At 71.4% G+C, this 25,142-nt stretch carries 27 protein-coding genes and 1 riboswitch; of the genes, 14 read left to right on the top strand and 13 right to left on the bottom strand.

What is annotated here, in order from left to right; genetic code table 11:
* Nucleotides 1–4: 4 nt before the first annotated feature.
* From metF to BLT97_RS13560, 5 genes are all read right to left on the bottom strand, one after another.
* A complete protein-coding gene (gene metF, locus BLT97_RS13580) occupies nucleotides 5–925 on the bottom strand; it encodes a methylenetetrahydrofolate reductase [NAD(P)H] (RefSeq protein WP_093609599.1) in 921 nt (306 codons plus the stop codon).
* Between the two features lie 129 nt (nucleotides 926–1,054).
* Nucleotides 1,055–1,711 carry a thiamine phosphate synthase gene (gene thiE, locus BLT97_RS13575; protein ID WP_093609597.1) on the bottom strand — a complete coding sequence of 219 codons (657 nt, stop codon included), beginning with the start codon at nucleotides 1,709–1,711 and terminating at the stop codon, nucleotides 1,055–1,057.
* Between the two features lie 134 nt (nucleotides 1,712–1,845).
* A complete protein-coding gene (locus BLT97_RS13570) occupies nucleotides 1,846–2,226 on the bottom strand; it encodes an Rv2175c family DNA-binding protein (protein WP_093609595.1) in 381 nt (126 codons plus the stop codon).
* 476 nt (nucleotides 2,227–2,702) lie between these two features.
* Complete coding sequence (locus BLT97_RS13565) at nucleotides 2,703–3,869, bottom strand: NAD(P)/FAD-dependent oxidoreductase (RefSeq protein WP_425442708.1); 1,167 nt, start codon at nucleotides 3,867–3,869, stop codon at nucleotides 2,703–2,705.
* A 104-nt stretch (nucleotides 3,870–3,973) separates the two neighbouring features.
* On the bottom strand, nucleotides 3,974–4,336 hold the full coding sequence (locus BLT97_RS13560; RefSeq protein ID WP_093609591.1) for an avidin-fold protein: 363 nt from the start codon (nucleotides 4,334–4,336) through the stop codon (nucleotides 3,974–3,976).
* Nucleotides 4,337–4,385: 49 nt separating this feature from the next.
* A riboswitch (TPP riboswitch) is annotated at nucleotides 4,386–4,496 on the top strand.
* Here BLT97_RS13560 and thiO point away from each other — a divergent pair.
* The 6 genes from thiO (at nucleotide 4,494) to BLT97_RS13530 (ending at nucleotide 10,325) form a co-directional block, all read left to right on the top strand.
* Complete coding sequence (thiO, locus tag BLT97_RS13555; protein ID WP_093609589.1) at nucleotides 4,494–5,663, top strand: glycine oxidase ThiO; 1,170 nt, start codon at nucleotides 4,494–4,496, stop codon at nucleotides 5,661–5,663. It overlaps the preceding riboswitch by 3 nt.
* Nucleotides 5,660–5,917, top strand: a complete 258-nt coding sequence (gene thiS, locus BLT97_RS13550; RefSeq protein ID WP_093609587.1) for a sulfur carrier protein ThiS — start codon at nucleotides 5,660–5,662, stop codon at nucleotides 5,915–5,917. The genes thiO and thiS overlap by 4 nt, the downstream gene beginning before the upstream one ends.
* 5 nt (nucleotides 5,918–5,922) lie before the next feature.
* A complete protein-coding gene (locus BLT97_RS13545; protein ID WP_093609585.1) occupies nucleotides 5,923–6,717 on the top strand; it encodes a thiazole synthase in 795 nt (264 codons plus the stop codon).
* 164 nt (nucleotides 6,718–6,881) lie between these two features.
* Complete coding sequence (gene pknB, locus BLT97_RS13540) at nucleotides 6,882–8,834, top strand: Stk1 family PASTA domain-containing Ser/Thr kinase (RefSeq protein WP_093609583.1); 1,953 nt, start codon at nucleotides 6,882–6,884, stop codon at nucleotides 8,832–8,834.
* 48 nt (nucleotides 8,835–8,882) lie between these two features.
* Complete coding sequence (locus BLT97_RS13535; RefSeq protein WP_093609581.1) at nucleotides 8,883–9,746, top strand: deoxyribonuclease IV; 864 nt, start codon at nucleotides 8,883–8,885, stop codon at nucleotides 9,744–9,746.
* A gap of 93 nt (nucleotides 9,747–9,839) precedes the next feature.
* Entirely contained in the window at nucleotides 9,840–10,325 is a 486-nt protein-coding gene (locus BLT97_RS13530; RefSeq protein ID WP_093609579.1) for a DUF4396 domain-containing protein, read from the top strand.
* 44 nt (nucleotides 10,326–10,369) lie between these two features.
* Here BLT97_RS13530 and BLT97_RS13525 read toward each other — a convergent pair whose 3' ends face one another.
* On the bottom strand, nucleotides 10,370–10,993 hold the full coding sequence (locus tag BLT97_RS13525; RefSeq protein WP_093609577.1) for a sulfite oxidase-like oxidoreductase: 624 nt from the start codon (nucleotides 10,991–10,993) through the stop codon (nucleotides 10,370–10,372).
* Between the two features lie 155 nt (nucleotides 10,994–11,148).
* On the opposite strand from BLT97_RS13525, the gene bfr reads away from it, so the two are divergent.
* A complete protein-coding gene (bfr, locus tag BLT97_RS13520; protein ID WP_093609575.1) occupies nucleotides 11,149–11,628 on the top strand; it encodes a bacterioferritin in 480 nt (159 codons plus the stop codon).
* 40 nt (nucleotides 11,629–11,668) lie between these two features.
* Here bfr and BLT97_RS13515 read toward each other — a convergent pair whose 3' ends face one another.
* Both BLT97_RS13515 and BLT97_RS13510 read right to left on the bottom strand, forming a co-directional pair.
* Nucleotides 11,669–11,920 (bottom strand): (2Fe-2S)-binding protein, encoded by a 252-nt coding sequence (locus tag BLT97_RS13515; protein WP_425442697.1) that lies wholly within the window; start codon nucleotides 11,918–11,920, stop codon nucleotides 11,669–11,671.
* A gap of 155 nt (nucleotides 11,921–12,075) precedes the next feature.
* On the bottom strand, nucleotides 12,076–13,428 hold the full coding sequence (locus tag BLT97_RS13510; protein ID WP_093609571.1) for a class II 3-deoxy-7-phosphoheptulonate synthase: 1,353 nt from the start codon (nucleotides 13,426–13,428) through the stop codon (nucleotides 12,076–12,078).
* Between the two features lie 96 nt (nucleotides 13,429–13,524).
* Between BLT97_RS13510 and BLT97_RS39095 the strand changes: the two genes are divergently transcribed.
* The 3 genes from BLT97_RS39095 to BLT97_RS13495 all read left to right on the top strand — a co-directional run bounded on the left by BLT97_RS39095 (nucleotide 13,525) and on the right by BLT97_RS13495 (nucleotide 16,708).
* The gene (locus BLT97_RS39095; protein WP_093609986.1) at nucleotides 13,525–13,581 is read left to right on the top strand and encodes a trp operon leader peptide; all 57 of its coding nucleotides are present in this window, start codon (nucleotides 13,525–13,527) and stop codon (nucleotides 13,579–13,581) included.
* Between the two features lie 105 nt (nucleotides 13,582–13,686).
* The gene (locus tag BLT97_RS13500; RefSeq protein WP_093609569.1) at nucleotides 13,687–15,582 is read left to right on the top strand and encodes an anthranilate synthase family protein; all 1,896 of its coding nucleotides are present in this window, start codon (nucleotides 13,687–13,689) and stop codon (nucleotides 15,580–15,582) included.
* A gap of 115 nt (nucleotides 15,583–15,697) precedes the next feature.
* On the top strand, nucleotides 15,698–16,708 hold the full coding sequence (locus BLT97_RS13495; RefSeq protein WP_093609567.1) for a 2-hydroxyacid dehydrogenase: 1,011 nt from the start codon (nucleotides 15,698–15,700) through the stop codon (nucleotides 16,706–16,708).
* Nucleotides 16,709–16,731: 23 nt separating this feature from the next.
* Here BLT97_RS13495 and BLT97_RS13490 read toward each other — a convergent pair whose 3' ends face one another.
* The 4 genes from BLT97_RS13490 to BLT97_RS13475 form a co-directional block, all read right to left on the bottom strand.
* Nucleotides 16,732–17,769 (bottom strand): 6-phosphofructokinase, encoded by a 1,038-nt coding sequence (locus BLT97_RS13490; protein ID WP_093609565.1) that lies wholly within the window; start codon nucleotides 17,767–17,769, stop codon nucleotides 16,732–16,734.
* A gap of 204 nt (nucleotides 17,770–17,973) precedes the next feature.
* Nucleotides 17,974–18,666: a response regulator gene (locus BLT97_RS13485; protein WP_093609563.1), complete on the bottom strand. Its 693-nt coding sequence runs from the start codon at nucleotides 18,664–18,666 to the stop codon at nucleotides 17,974–17,976.
* A complete protein-coding gene (gene macS, locus BLT97_RS13480; protein ID WP_093609561.1) occupies nucleotides 18,666–19,874 on the bottom strand; it encodes a MacS family sensor histidine kinase in 1,209 nt (402 codons plus the stop codon). The genes BLT97_RS13485 and macS overlap by 1 nt, the downstream gene beginning before the upstream one ends.
* Nucleotides 19,875–19,994: 120 nt before the next feature.
* Nucleotides 19,995–20,732 carry a lysophospholipid acyltransferase family protein gene (locus tag BLT97_RS13475; RefSeq protein WP_093609559.1) on the bottom strand — a complete coding sequence of 246 codons (738 nt, stop codon included), beginning with the start codon at nucleotides 20,730–20,732 and terminating at the stop codon, nucleotides 19,995–19,997.
* A gap of 220 nt (nucleotides 20,733–20,952) precedes the next feature.
* Between BLT97_RS13475 and BLT97_RS13470 the strand changes: the two genes are divergently transcribed.
* The 4 genes from BLT97_RS13470 to BLT97_RS13455 all read left to right on the top strand — a co-directional run bounded on the left by BLT97_RS13470 (nucleotide 20,953) and on the right by BLT97_RS13455 (nucleotide 24,352).
* Complete coding sequence (locus tag BLT97_RS13470; RefSeq protein ID WP_093609557.1) at nucleotides 20,953–21,738, top strand: alpha/beta hydrolase; 786 nt, start codon at nucleotides 20,953–20,955, stop codon at nucleotides 21,736–21,738.
* The gene (locus tag BLT97_RS13465; protein WP_093609555.1) at nucleotides 21,731–22,453 is read left to right on the top strand and encodes a hypothetical protein; all 723 of its coding nucleotides are present in this window, start codon (nucleotides 21,731–21,733) and stop codon (nucleotides 22,451–22,453) included. The genes BLT97_RS13470 and BLT97_RS13465 overlap by 8 nt, the downstream gene beginning before the upstream one ends.
* 310 nt (nucleotides 22,454–22,763) lie before the next feature.
* Nucleotides 22,764–23,381, top strand: coding sequence for an RNA polymerase sigma factor (locus BLT97_RS13460; protein ID WP_093609553.1), 618 nt, complete (start codon nucleotides 22,764–22,766; stop codon nucleotides 23,379–23,381).
* Entirely contained in the window at nucleotides 23,378–24,352 is a 975-nt protein-coding gene (locus BLT97_RS13455) for a CU044_5270 family protein (RefSeq protein WP_093609551.1), read from the top strand. Before BLT97_RS13460 ends, BLT97_RS13455 begins: the two co-directional genes overlap by 4 nt.
* A gap of 3 nt (nucleotides 24,353–24,355) precedes the next feature.
* On the opposite strand, the gene BLT97_RS13450 is transcribed toward BLT97_RS13455, so the two are convergent.
* Nucleotides 24,356–25,123, bottom strand: coding sequence for an endonuclease/exonuclease/phosphatase family protein (locus BLT97_RS13450; protein ID WP_245769308.1), 768 nt, complete (start codon nucleotides 25,121–25,123; stop codon nucleotides 24,356–24,358).
* Between the last annotated feature and the right edge of the window lie 19 nt (nucleotides 25,124–25,142).

Below are 25,142 nucleotides of genomic sequence, written 5' to 3'. Positions count from 1 at the left end.
CGGTTCAGGCCTGCGGGTGGTGCAGGCCCAGATTCTCGTAGATTTCCAGGGTCGCCGTGGAGTTGTTGAGCGTGATGAAGTGCAAACCGGGCACTCCCTCGGCCTTCAGACGCGCGCAGAACTCCGTCGCGAACTCGATGCCAATGGAGCGTACAGCGGCGGCGTCGTCTTTGGATGTGAGGATCCGCTCTTTCAGCCCGGCGGGAATCTCCGCATTGCTGAGCTGCGGGAGGCGTTCGAGCATGCGCACGCTCGTGACCGGCATGATCTCCGGGATGATCGGCGTCGCGCAGCCGGCGGCCTCGACGCGGTCGCGCAGGCGCAGGTATTCCTCGGGGTGGAAGAACATCTGCGTGATCGCGTAGTCCGCGCCCGCGCGGCACTTGTCCACGAAGTGCCGGACGTCCGAGTCCCAGTCGGGCGAGCGGGGGTGCATGGCCGGGAAGGCGGCGACGCCCACGCAGAAGTCGCCGGACTCCTTGATGAGACGGACGAGTTCGGCCGCGTACGTCAGACCGCGCGGGTGCTTGACCCACTCGCCCATCGGGTCGCCGGGCGGGTCGCCGCGGACCGCGAGGATGTTCCTGATCCCGGCGTCCGCGTACTGCCCGATGATGTTGCGCAGTTCGGCCACCGAGTGGTCGACGGCGGTCAGGTGCGCGACCGGCGTGAGCGTGGTGTCGGCGACGATCTGCTGCGTCTCCGTGACGGTGCCGGCGCGGGTGGAGCCGCCGGCACCGTAGGTGACGGAGACGAAGTCGGGGGCTACCGCCTCGACCCGGCGCAGCGAAGTCCACAGATTCCGCTGCCCCTTCTCGGTCTTGGGCGCGGAGAACTCGAAGGAGTACGTGGTCTTGCCGGTCGCGAGCATCTCGCGCACCGTGCGCGCGCGATCCATCCTGGTGGAAGCGGTACCGAGGGCCATACCCGCAGGTTAGTCATGGTGGGACAATGACCCAACCGAGGGCGGGGGTTATGCCGGGATTGCCGGTTTTCCGTCCACCCTTCGGACAGCCGTACGTGGCTTACGGATCACTCGGAGCGCATACGGAGCTCATACGGAGCGCAGGCGCTTCGCGAACTCCGCGGCGGCCGCGGCCGGATCGTCGGCCTCGGTGATCGCGCGGACGACCACCACGCGGCTTGCGCCCGCTTCGAGCACCTCGTCCAGGTTGCCCAGGTCGATCCCGCCGATGGCGAACCAGGGCCGGTCGGTGCCGAGTCCGGCGGTGTGGCGGACCAGGTCGAGACCGGGTGCGTGGCGACCGGGCTTGGTGGGGGTGGGCCAGCAGGGGCCTGTGCAGAAGTAGTCGGCGCCGGGCTGGTCGGCGGCTGCCGAGGCCTCGGCGTCGGCGTGCGTGGAGCGGCCGATGAGCACGTCGTCGCCCAGGATCGCGCGGGCGGCGGGGACCGGAAGGTCGCCCTGGCCGAGGTGGAGGACGTCGGCGCCGGCGGCGTGGGCGACGTCGGCGCGGTCGTTCACGGCGAGCAGCTTGCCGTGGCGGCGGCAGGCCTCGGCGAAGACGGCGAGGTGCTCGAGCTCCTCGGCGGCCTCCATGCCCTTGTCGCGCAGCTGCACGATGTCGACGCCGCTGGCGAGCACGGCGTCGAGGAACGCGGGGAGATCGCCCTGGCGCTTGCGGGCGTCGGTGCACAGGTAGAGCCGGGCGTCGGCGAGCTGCTCGCGCCGGGTGGCTGCGGTGGCGGTCATGAGGTCCCCCCTCTTCGCGGCGCACGGGCCCCGGGCCGGGGTGCCTTTCAGGTCCCCGGCCTCAGGGCCCGTATGCCGATGGCTGGTTGCGGCGCCGGCGGCCGGTGCTCACCGGCGGGCGCGCGCTGCGGCTGTCAGACGGCGAGCGCCTGGGCGCGGCGCTTCACCTCCGTGCCGCGATTCTCGCTCAAGGCCTGCGCGGGGGTGCCGGGCAGGGTGTCGTCGGGGGTGAAGAGCCACTCCAGCATCTCTTCGTCGGAGAAGCCGTCGTCCCGCAGGACCGTCAGGAGGCCGGGGAGGCCCTTGACGATCTTGTATCCGTCTTCGGCATTGCCGTCGATGAAGGGGGCCGGGACGTGCAGCGCCCGGTTCTCACCACGGCGCACGGCGATCAGCCGGCCTTCCTTGACGTGCTGCCGCACACGCGTCACCTCGACGCCGAACATTTCGGCGATCTCGGGGAGGTTGAGCCATGCAGGGACGAGAGCATCGATCTTTGCGTCAATCTCGGTCACGCATCCAGGGTGCCATGGTTTTGGGGGCGGGTGGGGGTGCGGGTGGTTCGGGCGGCAGTGGGCCTCCGGGCCTGCGGTGCTCCGCCGCTCCGCGGCGGCTAGGTGTGCGGGGGCTGACGCCCCCACGACCCCCGCGCCTCTCGCCGGGGCTGCGCCCCGGACGCTGCTCCGCCGCTCCGCGACGGGAACGAGATCGGGGGCTGACGCCCCCGGGCCCCCGGGCGCCCCTTCGCCGAGGACTGCGCCCCGGACGCTGCTCCGCCGCTCCGCGGCGGGAGGTGTGCGGGGGCTGACGCCCCCAGGCCCCCGGCGCTCGTCCCGAGGGCTTCGCCCCGGCGGATCTCCGCCGCTCCGCGGCGGCAGAGTGCGCCAGGCTGCTCCCCGGCCTCAGAGGCTGTGCCCAAGGCCGCCCCGGCCGCAGAGGCTGCGCCCAGGGCGCCCTGCCCCGCATCGCCCCAGGCACCACCAAGGGCCCCTTACTTCAGGACCGCGTTCTTCAGCGGTACCGACGCCTCCGCCGTCTTCGTCGGGTCCAGTGTTGCGCCCGCCTCGATCAGGCGGCGGCCCTGGGCCAGGTCGCGGGGGCGGCCCACCGCCAGGACCGCGACCAGGACGCCGTCCTTCAGCCAGCACACCGACCATGCCGGGCCGGCCGGGTCTCCGCGCCGGACCATCGTGTCGGCCGCGCCGTGGTGGCCCGCGTACTGGACGAAGCGGCCGAACTGCTCGGACCAGAAGTACGGCACGGGGTCGTAGACCGCGGGCTGGGTGCCGATGATGTTGGCGGCCACGGTGCGCGGGCCCTGGAGCGCGTTGTCCCAATGGTGGACCAGGAGGCGGGAGCCGTACCGGGCCGAGGGGAAGGAGGCGCAGTCGCCGACCGCGTACACGTCGGGGGCCGAGGTGCGCAGCGCCTCGTCCGCGACCACCGCACCGTCCGGGCCGAGCTCGATGCCCGCGTCCGCGAGCCAGCCCGTCGCCGGGCGGGCGCCGATGCCGACGACCACCGCTCCGGCCGGGATGCGCGTCCCGTCGGTCAGGACCACGGCACCCGGCTCGACCGCCTGGACCCGCGCGCCCACCTTCAGGACCGCGCCCGACTCCTCGTACCAGGCCGTCATCGGCGCGGCGACCTCGGCGGGCAGGGCGCCGGCGAGCGGGCGGTCCGCTGCCTCGACGACCGTGACCGCGCAGCCCGCCTCACGGGCCGCCGTCGCGAACTCGGCGCCGATCCAGCCCGCGCCCACCACCACGATGTCGTGCTGCTCGGCGAGCACCGGCCGCAAGCGGCGGGCGTCGTCGAGGGTGCGCAGCAGATGTACCCCGGGAACGCCGGCCGTGCCCGGCAGCTCCAGCGGCTCCGCGCCGGTGGCCAGGACCAGGACCTCGTACGGGACGGGCCCCTGCGCGGTGTCGACCTCGTGGTCCGCGACCCGCAGGCCGGTCACCTCGCATCCCAACCGCAGCTCCACGCCGAGGGATTCGAAGTCCACCTCGAAGGCCGAGCCCTCGGCCTTGCCGAGCAGGACCGCCTTGGACAGCGGCGGCCGGTCGTAGGGCTGATGGGGTTCGGCGCCGATCAAGGTCACCGGCCCGGCGAAGCCCTGTTCGCGCAGGGCCACCGCCGTCTGCACACCGGCCATCCCCGCGCCCACGATCACGACGCGGCGCTCCGTCTCGGGTACCTGCCTCTGCTCGCTCACCCGATCACCATAAACAACTGACGAACCGTCAGGTAGGGCGGATTTCACAGGTCAGGCGTGACCTGTTCCACAACACTGGTTCCGCTGCCGGGCCGCGACTCCCACTCCCAGGTCTCCCGCAGCCTGATCCGCCCGTCGTCGAGTACCTCGATCCGGGACACGCAATGCCCGGACGCCGTCTCGCCGTCCGTCTTCAACTGGACATAGCGGAAGTCCAGTTCGTCGCCTTCGCGCGTCCCGATCAGCTGCCCGCGTACGACGTCACCGCCCGCGTAGTCGGCCCAGATCACCCCGTCCTGCTCGTGGTACGTGAACCGGGTGCGCGTGCCCACCTGGCCCGGTGCCTGGTCCTCCACGGGGGCCATCACCAAGCCGTCGAGCGAGGGGACGGTCGGGGCCGCGGTCATGGGCCGCTCCCTTCAAGAGCGTTGACGGGTCGGGCTAAGGTGGCCAACGTAGACCACTCGCGGGAGCCCGGACGCGCCGGGCTGAGAGGGAGGCGGCGGCCTCCGACCGTATGAACCTGATCCGGGTCATGCCGGCGAAGGGAGGGGCTGGACGCCCATGTCACGGCTGTCTTCGAAGGTGCCGTACGACGTCGTCGTCGTCGGTGGCGGAATCATCGGCCTGGTCACGGCCTGGCGGGCCGCGCAGCGGGGGCTGCGCACCGCGGTCGTGGACCCGGCGCCCGGCGGCGGGGCCGCGCAGGTCGCGGCCGGCATGCTCGCCGCGGTCACCGAGCTGCACTACGGCGAGGAGACCCTGCTCGCCCTCAACCTGGCCTCGGCCGCCCGTTATCCGGCCTTCGCCGCCGAGCTCACCGAGGCGAGCGGCGAGGAGCTCGGCTACCGGTCCTGCGGCACGCTGTCGGTCGCGCTGGACGCCGACGACCGCGCCCATCTGCGCGAAGTGCACGCCCTGCAGGAGCGCTCGGGGCTCAGCTCCGAGTGGCTCTCGGGCCGCGAGTGCCGCCGTCTCGAACCGATGCTCGCGCCCGGCGTCCGCGGCGGTCTGCGCGCCGACGACGACCACCAAATCGACCCGCGCCGGCTCGCGAAGGCCCTGGTCATCGCGTGCGAGCGGGCCGGTGCGGAGTTCCACCGGCAGTGGGCGGACCGCGTCACTGTCGTACGGGACCGGACGGCGGGCGTCGTGCTCGCGGACGGCACCGGACTCGTCGCCGACCAAGTGGTGCTCGCGGGCGGCAGCCGCAGCGGGCTGCTCGCCGGGCTGCCCGAGGACGTGGTGCCGCCGGTGCGGCCCGTGAAGGGTCAGGTGCTGCGGCTGCGCGTCCCCGCCGCGTACGCGCCCTTCCTCCAGCGGACCGTGCGGGCGGTCGTGCGCGGCAGCGATGTGTACCTCGTGCCGCGCGAGAACGGCGAGCTGGTGATCGGGGCCACCAGCGAGGAGCAGGGGTACGACACCACCGTCACCGCGGGCGGGGTGTACGAGCTGCTGCGCGACGCCCACGAGCTGATCCCCGGGATCACCGAGCTGCCGCTGGTGGAGACGATCGCGGGCCTGCGCCCCGGCTCCCCGGACAACGGGCCGCTGCTCGGCCCGACCGTCCTGCCCGGCCTGCTGCTCGCCACCGGGCACTACCGCAACGGCGTGCTGCTCACCCCCGTCACGGGCGACGCGATGGCGCACGTCCTGACGACCGGCGAACTCCCCGAGGAAGCGCGCCCGTTCACCCCCAAGCGCTTCGGAGCACGGCAGGAGCAGACCGTATGAACGGCATCGGGACGGATCGGACGAGCGGCGCGGATGAAGGCCGTACGAGCACCATCGAGGTCCACGTGAACGGCGAGGCGCGGGCCGTGTCCGAGGGCAGCACCCTCGGCGCGCTCGTCGCCACGCTCACCGCCGCGCACTCCGGCGTGGCCGCGGCGCTGAACGAGACCGTGGTGCCGCGCGGCGAGTGGCCGCGCACGGCGCTGCGCTCCGGCGACCGCGTCGAGGTCCTGACCGCCGTCCAGGGAGGCTGAGGAACATGGCGGACGACACCCTCGTCATCGGGTCGAGGACCTACACCTCGCGGCTGATCATGGGCACGGGCGGCGCGCCAAGCCTGGACGTCCTGGAGCGCTCGCTGGCCGCGTCCGGCACGCAGCTGACGACCGTGGCGATGCGCCGGGTCGATCCCGGCACCAAGGGCTCGGTCCTCTCCGTGCTCACGCGGCTCGGCATCGAGGTGCTGCCGAACACGGCGGGCTGCTTCACGGCGGGCGAGGCGGTCCTCACCGCACGGCTCGCACGCGAGGCGCTCGGCACGGACCTGGTGAAGCTGGAGGTGATCGCCGACGAGCGCACGCTCCTGCCCGACCCGGTCGAGACCCTCGAGGCCTGCGAGACGCTCGTGGACGACGGCTTCACGGTCCTGCCCTACACGAACGACGATCCGGTCCTCGCCAGGAAGCTGGAGGACGCGGGCTGCGCGGCGGTGATGCCGCTCGGCTCCCCCATCGGCTCGGGCCTCGGCATCCGCAACCCGCACAACTTCCAGCTGATCGTGGAGAACGCGAACGTGCCGGTGATCCTCGACGCCGGCGCGGGCACGGCCTCGGACGCGGCGCTCGCGATGGAGCTCGGGTGCGCGGCCGTGATGCTGGCCTCCGCCGTCACGCGGGCCCAGGAGCCGGTGCTGATGGCCGAGGCGATGCGGCACGGGGTCGAGGCGGGACGCCTCGCGTACCGCGCCGGCCGGATCCCGAAGCGCCACTTCGCCGAGGCCTCCTCGCCGATGCAGGGGCGGGCTCGTCTTGACCCGGAGCGCCCGGCGTTCTGACGCCCGGTTCGGGTCGGCGCCCGGGACTGGGCGCCGGCCGGTCGGTCCGCGGCTCCCGTCGCGATGCCCCGGCCCCGTCCGGTCACCGTCACAGCTCGGCTTCAAAGCCGCTGCACCTGCCCCGATCAGGCAACCCACCAAGCCACGGCTCGTACACTCGGCGCGTGGACACGACCCTTCAGGACCCTCTCGTCGGGCAGCTGCTCGACGGCCGGTACCGCATCGACGCGCGGATCGCGGTGGGCGGGATGGCCACGGTCTACCGGGCCGTGGACACCCGCCTCGACCGCATCCTCGCCCTCAAGGTGATGCACCCGGCGCTGGCCGCCGACGCCGCCTTCGTCGACCGCTTCATCCGCGAGGCCAAGTCCGTCGCCCGGCTCGCGCACCCCAACGTGGTCGCCGTCTACGACCAGGGCGCCCAGGGCGCGTACGTCTATCTCGCGATGGAGTACGTGGCCGGCTGCACCCTGCGCGACGTCCTGCGCGAGCGCGGCGCCCTGCACCCGCGCGCCGCCCTCGACATCCTGGAGCCGGTGCTCGCCGCGCTCGGCGCCGCGCACCGCGCGGGCTTCGTGCACCGCGACATGAAGCCCGAGAACGTCCTCATAGGGGACGACGGCCGCGTGAAGGTCGCCGACTTCGGGCTCGTCCGCTCCGTGGACACCGTGACGAACACCACCGGCGCCGTCCTCGGCACGGTCTCGTATCTCGCGCCCGAGCAGATCGAACGCGGCGTGGCCGACCCCCGGGTCGACGTGTACGCCTGCGGAGTCGTGCTCTATGAGATGCTCACCGGCGCCAAGCCGCACTCCGGCGAATCGCCCGCCCAGATCCTCTACAAGCACCTGCACGAGGACGTCCCCGCCCCGTCGGCGGCCGTGCCCGGACTGGCGGTGGACCTCGACGAGCTCGTCGCCTCCGCCACGGCCCGCAACCCCGAGGTGCGCCCGTACGACGCGGTCGCGCTGCTCGGGCAGACCCGGCAGGCGCGCGCGGCGCTCACCGACGCGCAGCTGGACGCGGTGCCGCCGGGTGCGGTCGACCAGTCCGCGCAGGACGGGCACGACAACTCCGAGGACCGTACGAGCGTGATCCCGCGCTCGGTCACCGCCGTGCCGCGCCCGCTGCCGCCCGAGGAGCAGCTGAACCGGACCAGCCGTCTGGAGATGCCGCCCCCGCCGCCCGCCGGACCGGCCGGTCCCGGGACTGCGGCTCCCGCACGCCGGCCCCGGCGCGGGATGTACTCGGTGATCGCCGCCGTGCTGCTCGCGCTCGGGATCGGCGCCGGCGTCTGGTACATCAACTCCGGGCAGTTCACGCAGGTCCCGCTCATCCTGGCGAAGTCCGAGGCGGAGGCGCGCGAGAAGTTGCAGGACGCCGGTCTGCGCGTGGACGACGAGGTGAAGAAGGAGTACAGCTCCGGCTTCGAGCGCGGCCAGGTGATGGCCAGCAACCCCGCCCAGGGCAAGCGGATCCGCGAGGGCGGCACGGTCACGCTGACCGTCTCGCTCGGCGAGCGCATCGTGCGCGTGCCCGACGTCAGCAGCTCCCCGCTCGCGGACGCGAAGAAGGAGCTGAAGGCGGCCGGACTCGAACCGGGCACGGTCACCCGGGAGTTCAACGAGGAGGTGGAGCGCGGCAACGTGATCCGCACCAGCCCCGCCTCCGGCACCCGGCACAAGACCGGCTCGGCCGTCGCGCTCGTCGTGAGCAAGGGCGAGCCCGTCGAGGTGCCCGACGTCACCGGGCAGACGCCCGAGGAAGCACGCGCCGACCTGGAGGCGGAGGGCCTCAAGGTCGAGACCGCCGAGGAGCGCGTCCACTCCGAGCACGACAAGGGCCTGGTCGGCCGCCAGTCGCCGGGCGGCGGCGCCATGCTCGCCGAGGGCGACACCGTGACGCTGACGCTCTCCAAGGGCCCCGAGATGGTCGAGGTCCCGGACGTCACCGGCATGAAGGTGGACGAGGCGAAGGACGAGCTCACGGCGGCCGGTTTCGAGGTCGAGGAGGACCGGGGCCTCCTGGGCCTGTTCGGCGACACCGTGGAGAGCCAGTCGGTCGAGGGCGGCGAGGAAGCGCCCAAGGGCTCGACGATCACGATCAAGATCCGCTGACGGTGGGCGCCGGACGGGTGCCGGCGCCACCGTGACACTCTTGACTGCGTGAAGCACACCCGTAACCCCGTCGGCAGCCACGTCCCCGTAGCCGGCGGGCTCGCCACCAAGGGCCTCGCCTACGCGCGGGAGTTGGGCTGCGAGACCGTGCAGGTCTTCGTCGCCAACCCGCGCGGCTGGGCCACCCCGCCCGGCAGCCCGGCCGAGGACGAGGCCTTCCGCGCGGCCTGCGCGGCCGAGTCGATCCCGGCGTACATCCACGCCCCGTATCTGATCAACTTCGGCTCCCACTCCCCCGAGACGGTCGAGAAGTCGGTGGCCTCGCTGCACCACTCACTGCGCCGCGGCCGCGAGATCGGCGCGCTCGGGGTGGTGGTGCACACGGGTTCCGCGACGCAGGGCCGCGACCGCGCGGAGGCGCTTGAGCAGGTACGGCGCCACATGCGGCCGCTCCTCGACGAGCTGACGCACGAGGACGACCCGTACCTCCTCCTGGAGTCGACGGCCGGCCAGGGCTACTCGATCTGCTCGCGCACCTGGGACTTCGGCCCGTACTTCGACGCCCTCGACCACCACCCCAAGCTCGGCATCTGCCTGGACACCTGCCATGTCTTCGCCGCGGGCCACGACCTCACGGGCCCGCACGGCATGCACCGGGCCCTCGACCAGCTGGTGGAGACGGTCGGCGAGGGCCGCCTGAAGCTGATCCACGCCAACGACTCCAAGGACGTGGTCGGCGCGAAGAAGGACCGGCACGCCAACATCGGGCAGGGCCACATCGGCGAGGACGCGTTCCGCGCGCTGATGAAGCACCCCGAGATGGACGGCGTACCGCTGATCATCGAGACCCCGGGCGGCCAGTCCGGGCACACGGCGGACGTGGAGCTCCTCAAGAAGCTGCGGGACGGCTGAGCAGCAGGGCTTACGGTTGAGGGAATACCCTCAGGGGGTATACGGTTCCCCTATCGGCAGGAACCGCTACCTGACGTTTGGGGGTCTCGACCCATGCGGCATGAAACGCACGAGACACATACGCATCAGCACGCCGGCCACAGCACCGCCTCCTGGTCCATGGCCGCGAAGGCCACCCTGCACTGCCTCACCGGATGTGCCATCGGCGAGGTGCTCGGCATGATCATCGGTACGGCGCTGGGCTGGGGCACGGCGCCCACGATGGTCCTGGCCATCGCACTCGCCTTCTTCTTCGGCTACTCGCTGACGCTGTTCGCGGTGCTCCGCGCCGGCGTCGCCCTGGGGGCCGCGATCGGCGTCGCGCTCGCCGCCGACACCCTCTCGATCACGGTGATGGAGATCGTGGACAACGGCGTCCTGCTCGTGGTGCCCGGCGCCATGGAGGCCCACCTGTCCGACGCGCTGTTCTGGGGCGCGCTCGCCTTCGCCTTCGCGGTGGCCTTCCTGGTCACGACCCCGGTCAACAAGTGGCTGATCGGCCGCGGCAAGGGCCACGCGGTGGTGCACCGGTACCACTGAGGCACCGTACGAACCCAGAACTCCGTACGGACCCGCCTACGGACTCAGAGCTCGGGACCGTCCCCTGGCTCCTCCTGATACGAGTAGCGCTGCTCGCGCCAGGGGTCGCCGATGTTGTGATAGCCGCGCTCCTCCCAGAAGCCGCGGCGGTCGGCGGTCATGTACTCGATGCCGCGGACCCACTTCGGGCCCTTCCAGGCGTACAGATGCGGGACGACGAGGCGCAGCGGGAAGCCGTGCTCGGCGGTGAGGAGTTCGCCGTCGCGGTGCGTGGCGAAGATCGTCTGCTCGGCCGTGAAGTCGGAGAGCCGCAGGTTCGAACTGAATCCGTATTCGGCCCAGACCATCACATGGGTGACATCGGGTGCGGGCGGGGCGATCTCGAGCACGGAGCGCGCCGGAACGCCGCCCCATTCGGCGCCCAGGATCGAGAATTTGGTGACGCAGTGCAGATCGGCCGTGACCGTGGCGTACGGCAGCGCACCGAACTCCTCGTGCGTCCAGCAGTGCTTCTCACCGTCGGCGGTGGCGCCGAAAACCCTGAACTCCCAGCGCTCCGGCCGGAATTTCGGCACGGGCCCGTAATGGGTGACCGGCCAGCCCCGCTGTAGCCGCTGCCCCGGAGGAAGCTCGTTCTGCTTCGTGACGCGGCTATCCGGCTGACCCATGCCTCCATGATGACAGCCCGCGGAGGGTGGAGGTGACCAGGTCTGCACCGATTCGGGCAACTCCTACTAAGCATGCACTTACTGGACGGCCCCGGAACCCGGTGCAAGGATGCGGCGCACCTGCCCCCGATACGCGCTTGGAAGGAGCCTCTGCGATGCAGGGCGACCCCGAGGTCATCGAATTCCTCAACGAGCAGCTGACCGCCGAGCTCACGGCCATCAACCAGTACTTCCTGCACGCGAAGATGCAGGAGAACTTCGGCTGGACGAAGCTCGCGAAGTACACGCGGCACGAGTCGATCGACGAGATGAAGCACGCGGAGGTGCTCACCGACCGGATCCTCTTCCTGGACGGGCTGCCGAACTACCAGCGCCTCTTCCACGTCCGCGTGGGCCAGACCGTCACGGAGATGTTCCAGGCCGACCGCCAGGTCGAGGTCGAGGCCATCGACCGGCTCAAGCGCGGGATCGAGGTCATGCGCGCCAAGGGCGACATCACCTCGGCGAACATCTTCGAGTCGATCCTCGAGGACGAGGAGCACCACATCGACTATCTCGACACCCAGCTGGAGCTGATCGAGAAGCTCGGCGAGCCGCTCTACATCGCGCAGCTGATCGAGCAGCCGGAGGCCTGAGCCTGCGGGCGCGGCGTCGGACCGGCGCCGCGAGGGAGGGTCAGGCGGCTTCTTCGAGGGATTCGGTCAGGGCGGGCTCGGGGGCCAGAGCGGCCACCGCGTTGCCCTGCTCGACCAGCTCGCGGCGGGGGCACGCGCCCCGGCCGAGGATCGCCTGGATACGGCGTACACAGGACCCGCAGTCGGTGCCGGCCTTGCACTTGGAGGCTATCTGCCGCGGGGTGCAGGCACCGGCGTCCGCATGCTCCTTGACCTGCTGCTCGGTGATGCCGAAGCAAGAGCAGACGTACACGCCGATCACCTCCCGACGGGACAGGACTGGGTTGCGCTCCCCCGATGATCGGTGAGGCTAACCTAACCTTACCCGGCACCACCAGCACGCAAAAGCACTATGGGGCGCGGATCACAAGGATCCGCGCCCCATTGGCGTGTCATACGTGCCGCGGCTTACTGGTCCCGGTACATCTCCGCGACCAGGAAAGCCAGGTCAAGGGACTGGCTGCGGTTCAGGCGGGGGTCGCAGGCCGTCTCGTAGCGCTGGTGCAGGTCGTCGACGAAGATCTCGTCGCCGCCGCCCACGCACTCGGTGACGTCGTCACCGGTGAGCTCGACGTGGATGCCGCCCGGGTGCGTGCCCAGCGACTTGTGCACCTCGAAGAAGCCCTTGACCTCGTCGAGGACGTCGTCGAAGCGGCGGGTCTTGTGGCCCGAGGCCGCCTCGAAGGTGTTGCCGTGCATCGGGTCGGTGACCCAGGCGACGGTGGCGCCGGAGGCGGTGACCTTCTCGACGAGGGTGGGGAGCTTGTCGCGGATCTTGTCCGCGCCCATCCGCACGATGAAGGTGAGCCGGCCGGGCTCGCGGTCCGGGTCGAGGCGCTCGATGTACTGAAGCGCCTCCTCCGGGGTGGTCGTCGGGCCCAGCTTGATGCCGATCGGGTTGCGGATCCGGGACGCGAACTCGATGTGCGCGCCGTCCAGCTGGCGGGTGCGCTCACCGATCCACACCATGTGGCCGGACACGTCGTAGAGCTGGCCGGTGCGCGAGTCCACGCGGGTCAGCGCCGACTCGTAGTCGAGGAGCAGCGCCTCGTGCGAGGAGAAGAACTCGACGGTCTTGAACTCCTCCGGGTCCGCGCCGCAGGCCCGCATGAAGTTCAGCGCATTGTCGATCTCGCGCGCGAGCTGCTCGTAGCGCTGGCCGGACGGCGAGGACTTCACGAAGTCCTGGTTCCAGGCGTGCACCTGGCGCAGGTCGGCGTAACCGCCGGTGGTGAAGGCGCGCACCAGGTTCAGCGTCGAGGCGGACGCGTGGTACATCCGCTTCAGGCGCTCGGGGTCCGGGACACGGGCCTCGGCGTTGAAGTCGAAGCCGTTCACGGAGTCGCCGCGGTAGGTCGGCAGCGTCACGCCGTCGCGGGTCTCGGTGTCCTTGGAGCGCGGCTTCGAGTACTGACCGGCGATCCGGCCCACCTTCACGACCGGCACGGAGGCCGCGTACGTGAGGACGGCGCCCATCTGGAGCAGCGTCTTGAGCTTGTTGCGGATGTGGTCGGCCGACACCGCGTCGAAGGCCTCGGCGCAGTCGCCGCCCTGCAGCAGGAACGCCTCACCCTTGGCCACGGCGGCCATCCGGTTGCGCAGCTGGTCGCACTCGCCTGCGAAGACGAGCGGCGGATACGACTCGAGGTCCGCGAGCACATCGCGCAGAGCCTCGGCATCGGGGTACGTGGGCTGCTGCGCCGCGGGAAGGTCTCGCCAGGTGTTGCCACCGTTTGCGGTGGTCTTAGCGTTCACGGTCACCTCGTCAACATTACGGGGTCGCCGCGCCCGTCCATTCCCCCGCCCACTTTCTGAGACGAACGTCCCAGCGGGCGTGGGTGCGCTATGGTCTGAGCCATGCTCGCGCACTCGAACCAGAACTGGTGGTGGACCGCTCATCCGGCGGCCCACTGACTGCGCGTTCCCCAGACTCGCGAAGGCCGCCCGAGGGGCGGCCTTTTCGTTTGTCCGCGGCCGTTCCTCTCCCGAGATCCAGCTCCTCCGGAAGGAACCCATGCCATGGACGACCGCCGCTCCAGCTTCAGCCTCAGTCGCCTTGTCGATGAAGAGACTCCCTTCGCCCTCCTGCGCCGCCGCACCCCGGGCCGCGACCACGACACCGTCGAGGTCCTGACCGGTGAGGTGCGCGAGGCCGAGCGCCTCGCGGATCTCCCCGACACCGGGGATCGCCCGCTGCTCGCGCTCGTCCCCTTCCGGCAGATCCGCGAGCGCGGCTTCGAGGTGACGGACGACGGCACGCCGCTGTCGTACCTCGTCGCGCATGAGTCGTACGAGATGAGCCTGGACGAGGCGCTCGCGCAGCTGCCCGCGCATGACGTGCGGGTGCGGGGCGGGGGCTTCGACCTCGACGACGCGACGTACGCGAGGATCGTCGAGCGGGTGATCCGGGAGGAGATCGGGCAGGGCGAGGGCGCCAACTTCGTGGTCCGGCGGACGTACGAGGGCGAGATCCCCGGCTTCTCGCGGGCCGACGCGCTGGCGCTGTTCCGGCGGCTGCTCGACGGGGAGCGAGGCGCGTACTGGACGTTCGTCGTGCACACCGGGGAGCGGGTCCTCGTCGGCGCGAGCCCCGAGGTCCATGTGCGGATGAGCGGCGGCACGGTCGTCATGAACCCCATCAGCGGCACCTACCGCTACCCGGCCGAGGGGCCCACGGCCGAGGGGCTGCTCGGCTTCCTCGACGACGCGAAGGAGCGGGCCGAGCTGTCGATGGTGGTCGACGAGGAGCTCAAGATGATGTGCACGGTCGGCGACCAGGGCGGGGTCGTCGTCGGGCCGCGCCTGAAGGAGATGGCGCACCTCGCGCACACCGAGTACGAGCTGCGCGGGAAGTCCAGCCTCGATGTGCGCGAGGTCCTCAAGGAGACCCTGTTCGCGGCGACCGTCACCGGCTCGCCGGTCGAGAACGCCTGCCGGGTCATCCGACGGCACGAGGAGGGCGGCCGCGGCTACTACGCGGGCGCCCTCGCCCTGATCGGCCGGGACGCGGGCGGCGCGCAGACCCTCGACTCCCCCATCCTGATCCGCACCGCGGACATCGCCCCGGACGGGAGGCTGCGCGTGCCGGTCGGCGCCACGCTCGTGCGGGACTCCGTACCGGAGAACGAGGTGGCCGAGACGCACGCCAAGGCCGCCGGGGTGCTGGCCGCGCTCGGCGTACGGCCCGGGCGACCGCGCGCCGAGCACGCACGGCCGCGCCTCGCCGACGACCCGCGCGTCCAGGAAGCGCTCGACTCCCGGCGCGGCTCGCTCGCGCCGTTCTGGCTGCGGATGCAGGAGCGGACCGGTGAGCTGAGCGGTCACGCCCTGGTGATCGACGGCGAGGACACCTTCACCGCGATGCTCGCGCACGTGCTGCGCTCCTGCGGGCTCACGGTCACGGTCCGGCGCTACGACGATCCGGGGGTACGGGAAGCGGCCCTCTCGCACGCGGGTCCCGTCGTCCTGGGCCCCGGCCCCGGCGACCCGTCCGACACCACCGATCCGAAGATGCGCTTCCTGCGCGCGCTGACCGCCGATCTCGTGCGGAACCACCGGCACGGACTGCTCGGTGTCTGCCTCGGCCACGAGCTGCTCGCGGCCGAGCTGGGCCTGGACATCGTGCGCAAGCAGGTGCCGTACCAGGGGGCGCAGACGCGGATCGTGCTGTTCGGGCGGCCCGAGACGGTCGGCTTCTACAACAGCTTCACGGCGGTGTGCGACGGCGAGACGGCCACCGAACTCGCGGCCCACGGGATCGAGGTGAGCCGCAGCGCGGACAGCGGCGAGGTGCACGCGCTGCGCGGGCCCGGGTTCGCCGGGGTGCAGTTCCACCCCGAGTCGGTGCTGACGCTGCGCGGGGCGGCGGTGGTGCGGGAGCTGGTGGAGTCGGTGCGGGCGACGGTTCGGGTCTGACCGTTCGGCTCCGACGAGACGGTCGTTTCGGCGGTACGGGCCCGGGGGCGCCCGAACCCGTACCGCCGTATATTCGCCCATATCAGGCGAGATGCCTCACCGATTGGGAGCAGTCGTGGAAATCCTGTCATTCGGCGTGCAGGCCGACGAGAAGCCGCTCATCGAGAAGGCCTTCGAAGGACACCACGACGTCCGCTGCCTGGATGTGTTCCTCACCGAGGACACGGCGCCCATCGCCGCCGGGTACGAGATCATCACGGTCAGCGTGAACGCCAATCTCAGCAGCCGGGTCCTCCAGACCCTGGCCGCCGGCGGCACGCAGATGATCGCCACGCGCTCCACCGGCTTCAACCACATCGACCTCGCGGTGGCCGAGCGGCTCGGCCTCACGGTCGCGCGGGTCTCGTACTACTCGCCGTACTCCGTGGCCGAGTTCGCCTGGACGCTCGCGATGGCCGTCAACCGGCGGATCGTGCGCGCCTCGAACCGCACCCGCGACTTCGACTTCCGCCTCGAAGGCCTGATGGGGCGCGACATGCGCGGCCGTACGGTCGGGGTGCTCGGCACCGGCAAGATCGGCGAGGCCTTCACCCGGATCGCGCACGGCTTCGGCATGAACCTCCTGGGCTGGGACGTGGCCCAGAACCCGGCCTGTGTCGAACTCGGCATGAAGTACGTGGACAAGGAGCAGCTCTTCGCCGAGTCGGACCTGGTCAGCCTGCATGTGCCGCTGCTGCCGGCGACGCAGCACATCATCAACGCCGAGGTCCTGGCCGCGATGAAGGACGACGCGATCCTGGTGAACTCGAGCCGCGGCGGGCTCATCGACACGGAGGCGCTGGTCGCCGAGCTGCGCAAGGGCCGCTTCACGGGGGTCGGGCTCGATGTGTACGAGGCCGAGGCGGGCCTGTTCTTCTTCGACAAGTCGATCCAGGGCGTCGAGGACGACGTCCTGGCCCGCCTCCTGACGTTCCCGAACGTGGTGGTCACCTCGCACCAGGCGTACTACACGCTGGACGCGCTGAACCAGATCATCGAGACGACGCTGCAGAACGTGCTCGACTACCAGGCGGGCAGGCGCGGCGAGAACGTGCTCGTTCCCGCCGCGCCCGAGACCGGGGCCTGAGCCCGCGCCGGCCCCCTGTCCGCTCAGCCGAAGAAGACCCCGACTTCCTTGTAGAGCTCGGGGTCCACGGTCTTGAGCTTCGCCGTGGCCTCGGCGATCGGTACGCGCACGATGTCGGTGCCGCGCAGCGCGACCATCTTCCCGAAGTCCCCGTCCCGTACGGCCTCGATGGCGTGCAGGCCGAAGCGGGTGGCGAGCCAGCGGTCGAAGGCGCTCGGGGTGCCGCCGCGCTGGACGTGGCCGAGGACCGTCGTACGGGCCTCCTTGCCCGTGCGCTTCTCGATCTCCTTGGCCAGCCATTCGCCGACGCCGGAGAGCCGGACGTGGCCGAAGGAGTCCAGCGACTGGTCCTTGAGCACCATGTCGCCGTCCTTGGGCATGGCGCCCTCGGCGACGACCACGATCGGCGCGTACGAGGCCTTGAAGCGCGAGGTCACCCAGGCGCAGACCTGCTCCACGTCGAAGCGCTGCTCGGGGATGAGGATCACGTTGGCGCCGCCGGCGAGCCCGGAGTGCAGGGCGATCCAGCCCGCGTGCCGGCCCATGACCTCGACCACGAGGACGCGCATGTGGGACTCGGCGGTGGTGTGCAGCCGGTCGATGGCCTCGGTGGCGATGCCCACGGCCGTGTCGAAGCCGAAGGTGTAGTCGGTGGCGCTCAGATCGTTGTCGATGGTCTTCGGCACGCCGACGACCGGGATGCCGTACTCGTCGGTGAGCCTGGCGGCGACGCCCAGGGTGTCCTCGCCGCCGATCGCGATCAGGGAGTCGATCTCGTACTTGGCGAGGTTCTCCTTGATCCGTCGGATCCCGTTCTCCTCCTTGAACGGATTCGTCCGCGACGAGCCGAGGATCGTGCCACCGCGGGGCAGGATGCCGCGCACGGCCGGGATGTCGAGCGGCACGGTGTCGCCTTCGAGCGGCCCGCGCCAGCCGTCACGGAAGCCCGTGAAGTCGTAGTCGTACTCCTGGACGCCCTTGCGGACGATGCCGCGGATGACGGCATTGAGCCCGGGGCAGTCGCCGCCGCCGGTCAGCACGCCGATTTTCTTGGCCCCCATGGGGAATCCCTTCGCCACGTTCGCTGTGTGACCCGTCACGCTAATGGTGATCCAGGTCACTTCACGGTGTCGAGGGCGTCAAATGCCGCGGCCGGCTTGGCAGTTGACGAGCCGCTTTCACTCATACGAGGCCACGGCGTCGTCGCTTGACCCCGGCGGCCGCCGGGACGGGCCCTGACCGGCCCTGTGCGGGCCGGATCCGGGTCACTCGTCGTCCAGGCCCCGCTCTATGGCGTACCGCACCAGCTCCACCCGGTTGTGCAGCTGGAGCTTGCCCAGGGTGTTCTGGACGTGGTTCTGGACCGTGCGGTGGGAGATGACCAGGCGTTCGGCGATCTGCTTGTAGCTGAGGCCCTTCGCGACCAGGCGGAGGACTTCCGTCTCGCGGTCGGTGAGCTGGGGGGCCTTCGGCTCGTCCGGGGTCGCCGGGGCCGGTTCCGAGGCCAGCCGGCGGTACTCGCCGAGGACCAGGCCCGCCAGGCCCGGGGTGAAGACCGGGTCGCCGACCGCCGTGCGGCGGACCGCGTCGGTCAGCTCCTCCGTCGAGGCGGACTTCAGGAGGTAGCCCGTCGCGCCGGACTTGACCGCCTCCAGGACGTCCGCGTGCTCGCCCGAGGCGGACAGGACCAGGACGCGCAGCTTCGGGTTGGCGCCGACCAGCTCCTTGCAGACCTGGACGCCCGGCTTGAGGGGCAGGTTCAGGTCGAGGACGAGGACGTCGGGGGCCGCGGCCTTCGCGCGGCGCACCGCCTGGTCGCCGTCTCCGGCCGTGGCCACCACGTCGAACCCCGCCTCGGCGAGGTCGCGGGCCACCGCGTCGCGCCACATCGGATGGTCGTCGACCACCATCACCTTGACCGGCTGTCCCGGCTGCCCGTCCGTCTGCTGCTCGCTCATCAATCCGCCTTCCCCCGTGGGACCTTCAGTTCTACTTCCGTACCCTGCCCGGGCACCGAGATCAGCTCGGCCGTGCCGCCGATGTCGCGCAGCCGGCCGCGGATCGAGAGGGCGACGCCGAGGCGGCCCTCGCCCTCCGCCTGCGCGAGCCGGCCCTCCGGGATCCCGGGGCCGTCGTCGCGCACCGTCACGATCACCTCGTCCGTCCAGTCCTCGACGAGGATCCAGGCCCGCGCGTCCTCGCCCGCATGCTGCCGGACATTGTCCAGTGCGGCACCGACGGCGGCCGCGAGCTCACGCGCCGCGGCCGGCGGCAGGAGCACGGGCGCACCCGGTTCCGAGAGGGTGACACGGGAGCCCGCGTACGGGGAGAGGAGGGTGCGGATGTCGCGGGGCACGTCGTCCGGATCGTCGTCGGGTTCGTCGACGACGCGGACGAAGGCCCCCTGCTGCGCGTCCTCCGAGACCCGCGATGCGGGCAGCAGGCCGCCCGCGACCAGCGTGCGCAGCGCGACCTCCTGCTCGCCGGCCATCCGCCCGAGCTCGGCCGCCTCGCCGCCGAGCGCGGTGCCGCGGCGCTGCACCATGGCCAGGACCTGCAACACGTTGTCGTGGATGTCGCGGGCCAGCCGCTCGCGCTCGCGGGTGGCCGCCTCGATCTCCAGGGCGCGGGCCAGGGTGCGCTCGGAGGCGCGGGCGACCTCCACCACGTATCCGATCGCTATCGAGGCGACCCACACGAGCAGCACGTTGTGCAGGGTGTCCTGGCTGGGGTGGCCGCGCTGGACGATGTTCGCGACGCCGACCAGCGCGGAGGCCACGGCCGCCCAGCGCCAGCCGCCCTTCAGCGCGTACGCGAGCACCGCACCGGCCGTCCAGATGGACGGCAGCGTCGGGCCGTCGCCGGCGATGCGCTGGGCGGAGTCGGCGACCGGGGTGAGCAGGATGCCGACGAGCGAGATCGTGAGGTCGACGAACAGGAAACGCTTGGTGCAGGCGGTGGCGTTGGCGACGAAGCGCAGGGTGCCGAGCGTCCAGGCGGCGAGCACCGCGAAGTAGACGATGGCGATCCAGGGGCGCGCGAACTCCTCGTACGCGGCGACGAAGAGGCCGATCGCGTACACCATGGTGCCGATGCGGTACGCGGTCAGCGCACGCCACAGCGGCAGCTCGACCGACATCCTCATCACGCGCTCGCGTCTGGCCATGTCCCCCGCCCCCAGCGGTCCCGACGGACCGTCCCTGCGTGCTGCTCTCCTCGGACCTGCGTCCAGCTTTCCTCGGACTCGCCCGCGGCCGTCAGTGTTCCTCGGACTCGCCCGCGCCCGTCAGCTTTCCTTGGACTTGCCCGCGGCCTTGGCGAGCTCTGCCTTCTTCTTCGCCTCGTCCGCGATCTGCCGCTTGGCCGCCGTCGCGTACATGTCCACGTACTCCTGGCCGGAGAGCTTCATGATCTCGTACATGACCTCGTCCGTCACCGAACGCAGGATGAAACGGTCGCCCTCCATGCCGTGGTACCGGCTGAAGTCCAGCGGCTTGCCGATCCGGATGCCCGGGCGCATCAGCTTCGGCACCACCTTGCCGGGCGGCTGGATCTTCTCGGTGTCGATCATCGCGACCGGGATCACGGGAGCGCCGGTGGCCAGCGCCACGCGGGCCAGGCCGCCGGGCTTGCCGCGGTAGAGGCGGCCGTCCGGGGAGCGGGTGCCCTCGGGGTAGATCCCGAACAGCTCGCCGCGCTCGATGACCTCGATGCCGCTCTTGATGGCCGCCTCACCGGCGCCGCGCGCACCTGAGCGGTCCACCGGGAGCTGGCCGACGCCCTTGAAGAAGGCGGCGGTGAGCTTGCCCTTCACACCCGGGCTGTTGAAGTACTCGGCCTTCGCGATGAAGGTGACCTTGCGGTCGAGCACCGCGGGCAGGAAGAAGGAGTCCGAGAAGGACAGATGGTTGCTCGCGAGGATCGCGGGCCCCTCCGCGGGGATGTTCTCGAGTCCCTCGACCCAGGGCCTGAAGACGGTCTTCAGACTCCCCCCGACGGTGAGCTTCATGAAGCCGTAGATCAACGCAGGTGCCTTTCTCGTTCTGTCAGGTCGACCTTAACCCGTGCCGGGCCTGCGCTCCTTCCCGGATGACGGGGCGTCCGGGGCGTGACGCGGGCGCCCGGGCGGCCGGGGCGGGCGGATCGGCCCTGGTCGGTGTCGGTCCGGTCGCGTACCGTGAACGCAACTCCCGACCCGACTCCGGCTGCCCGCGCCGGAGCCCGCCTCACGAAGGAGACCGAAGGTGCCGGTCCTCCCCGGAGCCGAGCCGTACCGCCATGAGGGCGGCGAGATCGGCGTGCTCCTCTGCCACGGTTTCACCGGTTCCCCGCAGTCGCTGCGCCCGTGGGCGGAGTATCTGGCGGCGCGCGGCCTGACCGTCTCCCTGCCGCTGCTGCCCGGGCACGGCACGCGCTGGCAGGACCTGGCGCTGACCGGGTGGCAGGACTGGTACGCGGAGGTGGACCGCGAGCTGCGCGCCCTGAGCGAGCGGTGCAAGCACGTCTTCGTGTTCGGCCTGTCGATGGGCGGCGCGCTGACGCTGCGGCTCGCAGCCAAGCACGGCGAGGCGGTCAGCGGCATCGTCCTGGTGAACCCGTTCAACAAGATGCAGGACCCGATGGCCTTCGCCCTGCCGGTCGCGCGGCACTTCGTGCGCAGTACCAAGGGCGTCCTGAGCGACATCGCCAAGGAGGGTTCCGAGGAGCTCGGCTACACGCGCGTACCGCTGCACGCGGCGCATTCGCTGCGCCAGTTCTCGCGCGTGGTCGACGCCGAACTGCCGCAGGTCACCCAGCCGTTGCTGCTGCTGCACAGCCCGCAGGACCACGTGGTGGCGCCCGCCGACTCGGCGCGCATCCTCAGCCGGGTCTCGTCCTCGGACGTCACCGAGATCCTGCTGGAACAGAGCTACCACGTGGCGACGTTGGACCATGACGCGGACCGCATCTTCGACGAGAGCCTCGCCTTCGTCGGCCGGCTCGCGCCTGACGCACTGGATTCCCGGGAAGGTACGACGGCCGGTGGCTGAGCACGAAGCGGCGGACCGCGACGAGAGCCGCGAGGAGCACGAGGAGGAGCTGCGCGAGCGGCTCGTCCCCGAGGACGCCGCGCGCGCGGCCCAGGCGGGTGAGCCGGCGGACGTGGAGGCGGAGACGCCCTCGGCGGACCTGACGAAGGCGGAGCCTGCGAAGCCCGAAGCCGCGAAGCCCGAGGCGGCGAAGCCCGCGCCGCTGGACGAGGACGCCGCGTGGGCCGCGATCGTGGCGGGGTACGGCGAGCAGCCGGCCGACCCGCCGGGCGCCAAGCCGTTCAAGTCGGTGGAGGACCTCGCGGGCCTGGTCGCCGAGGCCGAGGAGGCCGAGAAGGAGCGCGGCGGTCCCGCCCGCACCGGCTCGGACAAGCCCGTGGCCGGCTCGCTCGTGTTCGCCCCGGGCGTGGGCCCGCGGGACTACGACGTGGCCGAGGCCTCGGAGGACGACCTCGACGAGTCGGACGAGGGCCACTTCGTCCCGCCGGAGCCGCCCCCGCTCCCGGAGGCCGACACCACGGCCAAGTTCGCCTGGCTCGCGGTGATCGGCGGCCCGGTGCTGCTGCTCCTCGCGGTCCTCTTCGGCTGGCCGATGACGTGGTGGCTGACCACCCTCGGCATCGGCGGCTTCCTGGGCGGCTTCGCCACGCTCGTGATGCGGATGGGCGACGGTGACGAGGACGACGACGATCCGGGGCGGGGCGCGGTCGTCTGATCTCTGCTGCGCGCACGAGGGCCCGCACCGGTCGAATCCGGGCGGGCCTTGTGCGTTTCGCCGTCGGGGCACGCGGCTTCGTATCGCCATATGAGGCACACGGCCCGTATCGCCCTACGGATCACCAGGCCCCCGGCAGCGCGGCGGAACGCGGTCCGGGCGAGATGGAACGCGGTCCGGGCGAGATGGAACCCGGTCCGGGCGAGATGGAACCCGATCCGGGCGAGATGGAACCCGATCCGGGCGAGCGGCGAAGGACAGGTGAACGAGCCCAAGCCTTCGAGGCGTTCACCTGACGAAAGGAGCCCCGATGACCGTCGTACCGGGCGTCCGCACCCGCGCGGAGACACCCCGCGAGGACAGCGACGCCCGCGTGATCGAGCGGTCCCGGGATGAGCCCGAGCAGTTCGCCCTCCTCTTCGACCGGCATGCCGACGCCGTGCACCGCTACGCGTCCCGGCGGCTCGGTGCCGAAGCCGCGGAGGATGTGATGGCGGAGACCTTCACCACCGCTTTCCGGCTGCGGCACCGCTACGACGGGGAGCGGGCGGACGCCCGGCCCTGGCTGTTCGGCATCGCGACCAACCTCATCGGCAGGCACCGGCGCGCGGAGGCACGCCGCTTCAAGGCGCTCGCCCTCGTGCCCGCCCCCGTGGAGCTGGAAGAGGCGGTGGACGACCGCGCGGTGGCGCGGGCCGGCGCGTACGGGGTGCGCCGCGAGATCGCGGCGGCCCTGGCCGGCCTGTCCGCGCGCCACCGCGACGTGATCCTCCTGATCGCGTGGGCCGGCCTCGACTACGAGGAGGCGGCCCAGGCCCTGGGGATCCCGGTCGGCACGGTCAGGTCACGCCTGCACCGGGCCCGCAGCAGACTGCGCGAAGCACTGGGCGGATCCGATCCGACGGCTTCCCGGGAGGCACGCCCATGAAGAGGCACACACCCATGACCGATGAACTCGACCGACTGCGCGAGTGGGAGGAGCCCGCTCTCGACGACGACACACGCCACCGTGCGCGGCTGCGACTGTTCGCCGCGATGAACGAAGAACCGCGTGCGGCACGCCCGTTGGGGCGTCGCACGGTCCTGCGGATCGCCGCCACCGGCGTGGTGACGGCGGCGGTGGCGACGACGCTCCTCGTCTCCGTGGACGGCGGCTCCGGCGGAGGACAGCAGGCCGAGCCGCCCGCGAGCAGTTCGCCGAACGTGGCCAACGTAGCCGTGGCCGAGGTGCTCCACGGGGCGGCGGACTGGGAGCGCAGGCACGGGAAGAGGCCCGCGGTGCCGCGCGACGACCAGTTCGTCTACTCCAAGCGGATCATCAACGAGACGGAGACGAGGACCGGCAAGGTCAGGAGCTACACCGACGAGATGTGGAGCTCGGTCGACGGCTCCCGCCGCTCCTTGAGCATGGAGCTCGGCAAGGAGATGTGGGAAGGCGGGGACGGCGGCAGTGTGTGGCCGCCCCGCAAGTGGGACGAGCTGGAGAAGCTGCCCACCGACCCGGAGAAGCTCGTGTCGGCCCTGATCTCCGCGGGCTCTTCCGAGAGGCCGGTCAGCAGCTACGACGACGGGGAGCGAGCCCACGCCTACTTCATGGTCGGCGAACTCCTGAAGTGGCCGCTGCTGCCCGAGGGACTGCGCGCCGCGGCATACGAAGGGCTGGCGCTCGTCCCGGGCGTCGAGACGGTCGAAGGGGTCGAGGACTCCGCCGGCCGCAGCGGCGTCGGCATCGCCTTCCCGGAGCGCTTCAAGGGCAGGTTCCTCATCTTCGACGCGAAGACCTATGAATTCCTGGGCTTCCGCGACGAGCGGATCTCCCGCGACGGTACGAAGACGTACATCCAGCTGTCGCACACGGTGGAGTGGGGAGTCGTCGACAAGGTGAGGCAGCTTCCGTAGGCCTTACGAAGAGGGGGGAACCCTGAGGGCGGCCAGGACCGGCAGATGGTCCGTGGCCGCCCTCAGGTCCGTCTCCGTGATGCCCGCATGCCCCACCGGGACACCGCAGCCCAGGACTTCGATGCCGCGTGAGGCGAAGATCGCGTCGATGCGCTGGCGCGGGGTGGCGGCCTCCGAGGAGTACTCGCCGCCCCAGGGCTTGACCGCCCAGCAGTCCTGGAGCGCGCCCGCGAGCAGCTTGAACGTGCGGCCGTCCGGCCGGTCGTTGAGGTCGCCGCCCGCGACCGTGTGCTCCACGCCCATGCCCGCGAGCCGGTCGAGCAGCATGCCGCCCTGGTCGTAGCGCTCATCGGTCTGCAGGGACAGATGGCAGCTGAGGACGCCGAGCCGGGCGCGCCCGAACCGTACGACCGCGGTGGAGAATCCGCGGCGGTGCAGGCCGGGCGTCAGGGGCAGCAGCACGTCCTCGGTGCGCTCGACCGTGGCCCGCAGCGAGCACAGCAGCGCGGGGCCCGCGGCGGGGGCGCCGCCCGCGAGGATCACCAGGTCGGAGGCCTTGGCGAGGCGGGCGAGCTTCTTGTTCCAGCGGAAGAAGCGCGGCGCTTCCTGGATGAGGACCAGGTCGGGGTCGCAGGCGCGGATCACCCGGGCGAGCGCGGCGGTGTCGTCGCGCATCGAGCGGATGTTGTACGAGAGCACCCTGACGACGGCCGAACCGTCCGGATCCGTACGGGAGTTGGGCAGCGAGATGGGCGAGGCCTGTCCGGTCACCGGGCCACGATATGACAGC

Origin of the sequence: Streptomyces indicus (assembly GCF_900100315.1) — a bacterium.
Classification (GTDB): Bacteria; Actinomycetota; Actinomycetes; order Streptomycetales; family Streptomycetaceae; genus Streptomyces; species Streptomyces indicus.
The sequence above is the reverse complement of the archived record's forward strand: the minus strand, read 5'-3'. Positions and strand labels throughout refer to the sequence as shown.

What these genes read in the sequence shown, in the direction of transcription:
- metF (WP_093609599.1), bottom strand. Translation starts at nt 925, where the DNA reads ATGGCCCTCGGTACCGCTTCCACCAGGATGGATCGCGCGCGCACGGTG.
- thiE (WP_093609597.1), bottom strand. Translation starts at nt 1,711, where the DNA reads ATGACCGCCACCGCAGCCACCCGGCGCGAGCAGCTCGCCGACGCCCGG.
- BLT97_RS13565 (WP_425442708.1), bottom strand. Translation starts at nt 3,869, where the DNA reads ATGGCCGGTGTGCAGACGGCGGTGGCCCTGCGCGAACAGGGCTTCGCC.
- BLT97_RS13560 (WP_093609591.1), bottom strand. Translation starts at nt 4,336, where the DNA reads ATGACCGCGGCCCCGACCGTCCCCTCGCTCGACGGCTTGGTGATGGCC.
- thiO (WP_093609589.1), top strand. Translation starts at nt 4,494, where the DNA reads ATGTCACGGCTGTCTTCGAAGGTGCCGTACGACGTCGTCGTCGTCGGT.
- thiS (WP_093609587.1), top strand. Translation starts at nt 5,660, where the DNA reads ATGAACGGCATCGGGACGGATCGGACGAGCGGCGCGGATGAAGGCCGT.
- BLT97_RS13545 (WP_093609585.1), top strand. Translation starts at nt 5,923, where the DNA reads ATGGCGGACGACACCCTCGTCATCGGGTCGAGGACCTACACCTCGCGG.
- BLT97_RS13530 (WP_093609579.1), top strand. Translation starts at nt 9,840, where the DNA reads ATGCGGCATGAAACGCACGAGACACATACGCATCAGCACGCCGGCCAC.
- BLT97_RS13525 (WP_093609577.1), bottom strand. Translation starts at nt 10,993, where the DNA reads ATGGGTCAGCCGGATAGCCGCGTCACGAAGCAGAACGAGCTTCCTCCG.
- bfr (WP_093609575.1), top strand. Translation starts at nt 11,149, where the DNA reads ATGCAGGGCGACCCCGAGGTCATCGAATTCCTCAACGAGCAGCTGACC.
- BLT97_RS13500 (WP_093609569.1), top strand. Translation starts at nt 13,687, where the DNA reads ATGGACGACCGCCGCTCCAGCTTCAGCCTCAGTCGCCTTGTCGATGAA.
- BLT97_RS13490 (WP_093609565.1), bottom strand. Translation starts at nt 17,769, where the DNA reads ATGGGGGCCAAGAAAATCGGCGTGCTGACCGGCGGCGGCGACTGCCCC.
- BLT97_RS13485 (WP_093609563.1), bottom strand. Translation starts at nt 18,666, where the DNA reads ATGAGCGAGCAGCAGACGGACGGGCAGCCGGGACAGCCGGTCAAGGTG.
- macS (WP_093609561.1), bottom strand. Translation starts at nt 19,874, where the DNA reads ATGGCCAGACGCGAGCGCGTGATGAGGATGTCGGTCGAGCTGCCGCTG.
- BLT97_RS13460 (WP_093609553.1), top strand. Translation starts at nt 22,764, where the DNA reads ATGACCGTCGTACCGGGCGTCCGCACCCGCGCGGAGACACCCCGCGAG.
- BLT97_RS13455 (WP_093609551.1), top strand. Translation starts at nt 23,378, where the DNA reads ATGAAGAGGCACACACCCATGACCGATGAACTCGACCGACTGCGCGAG.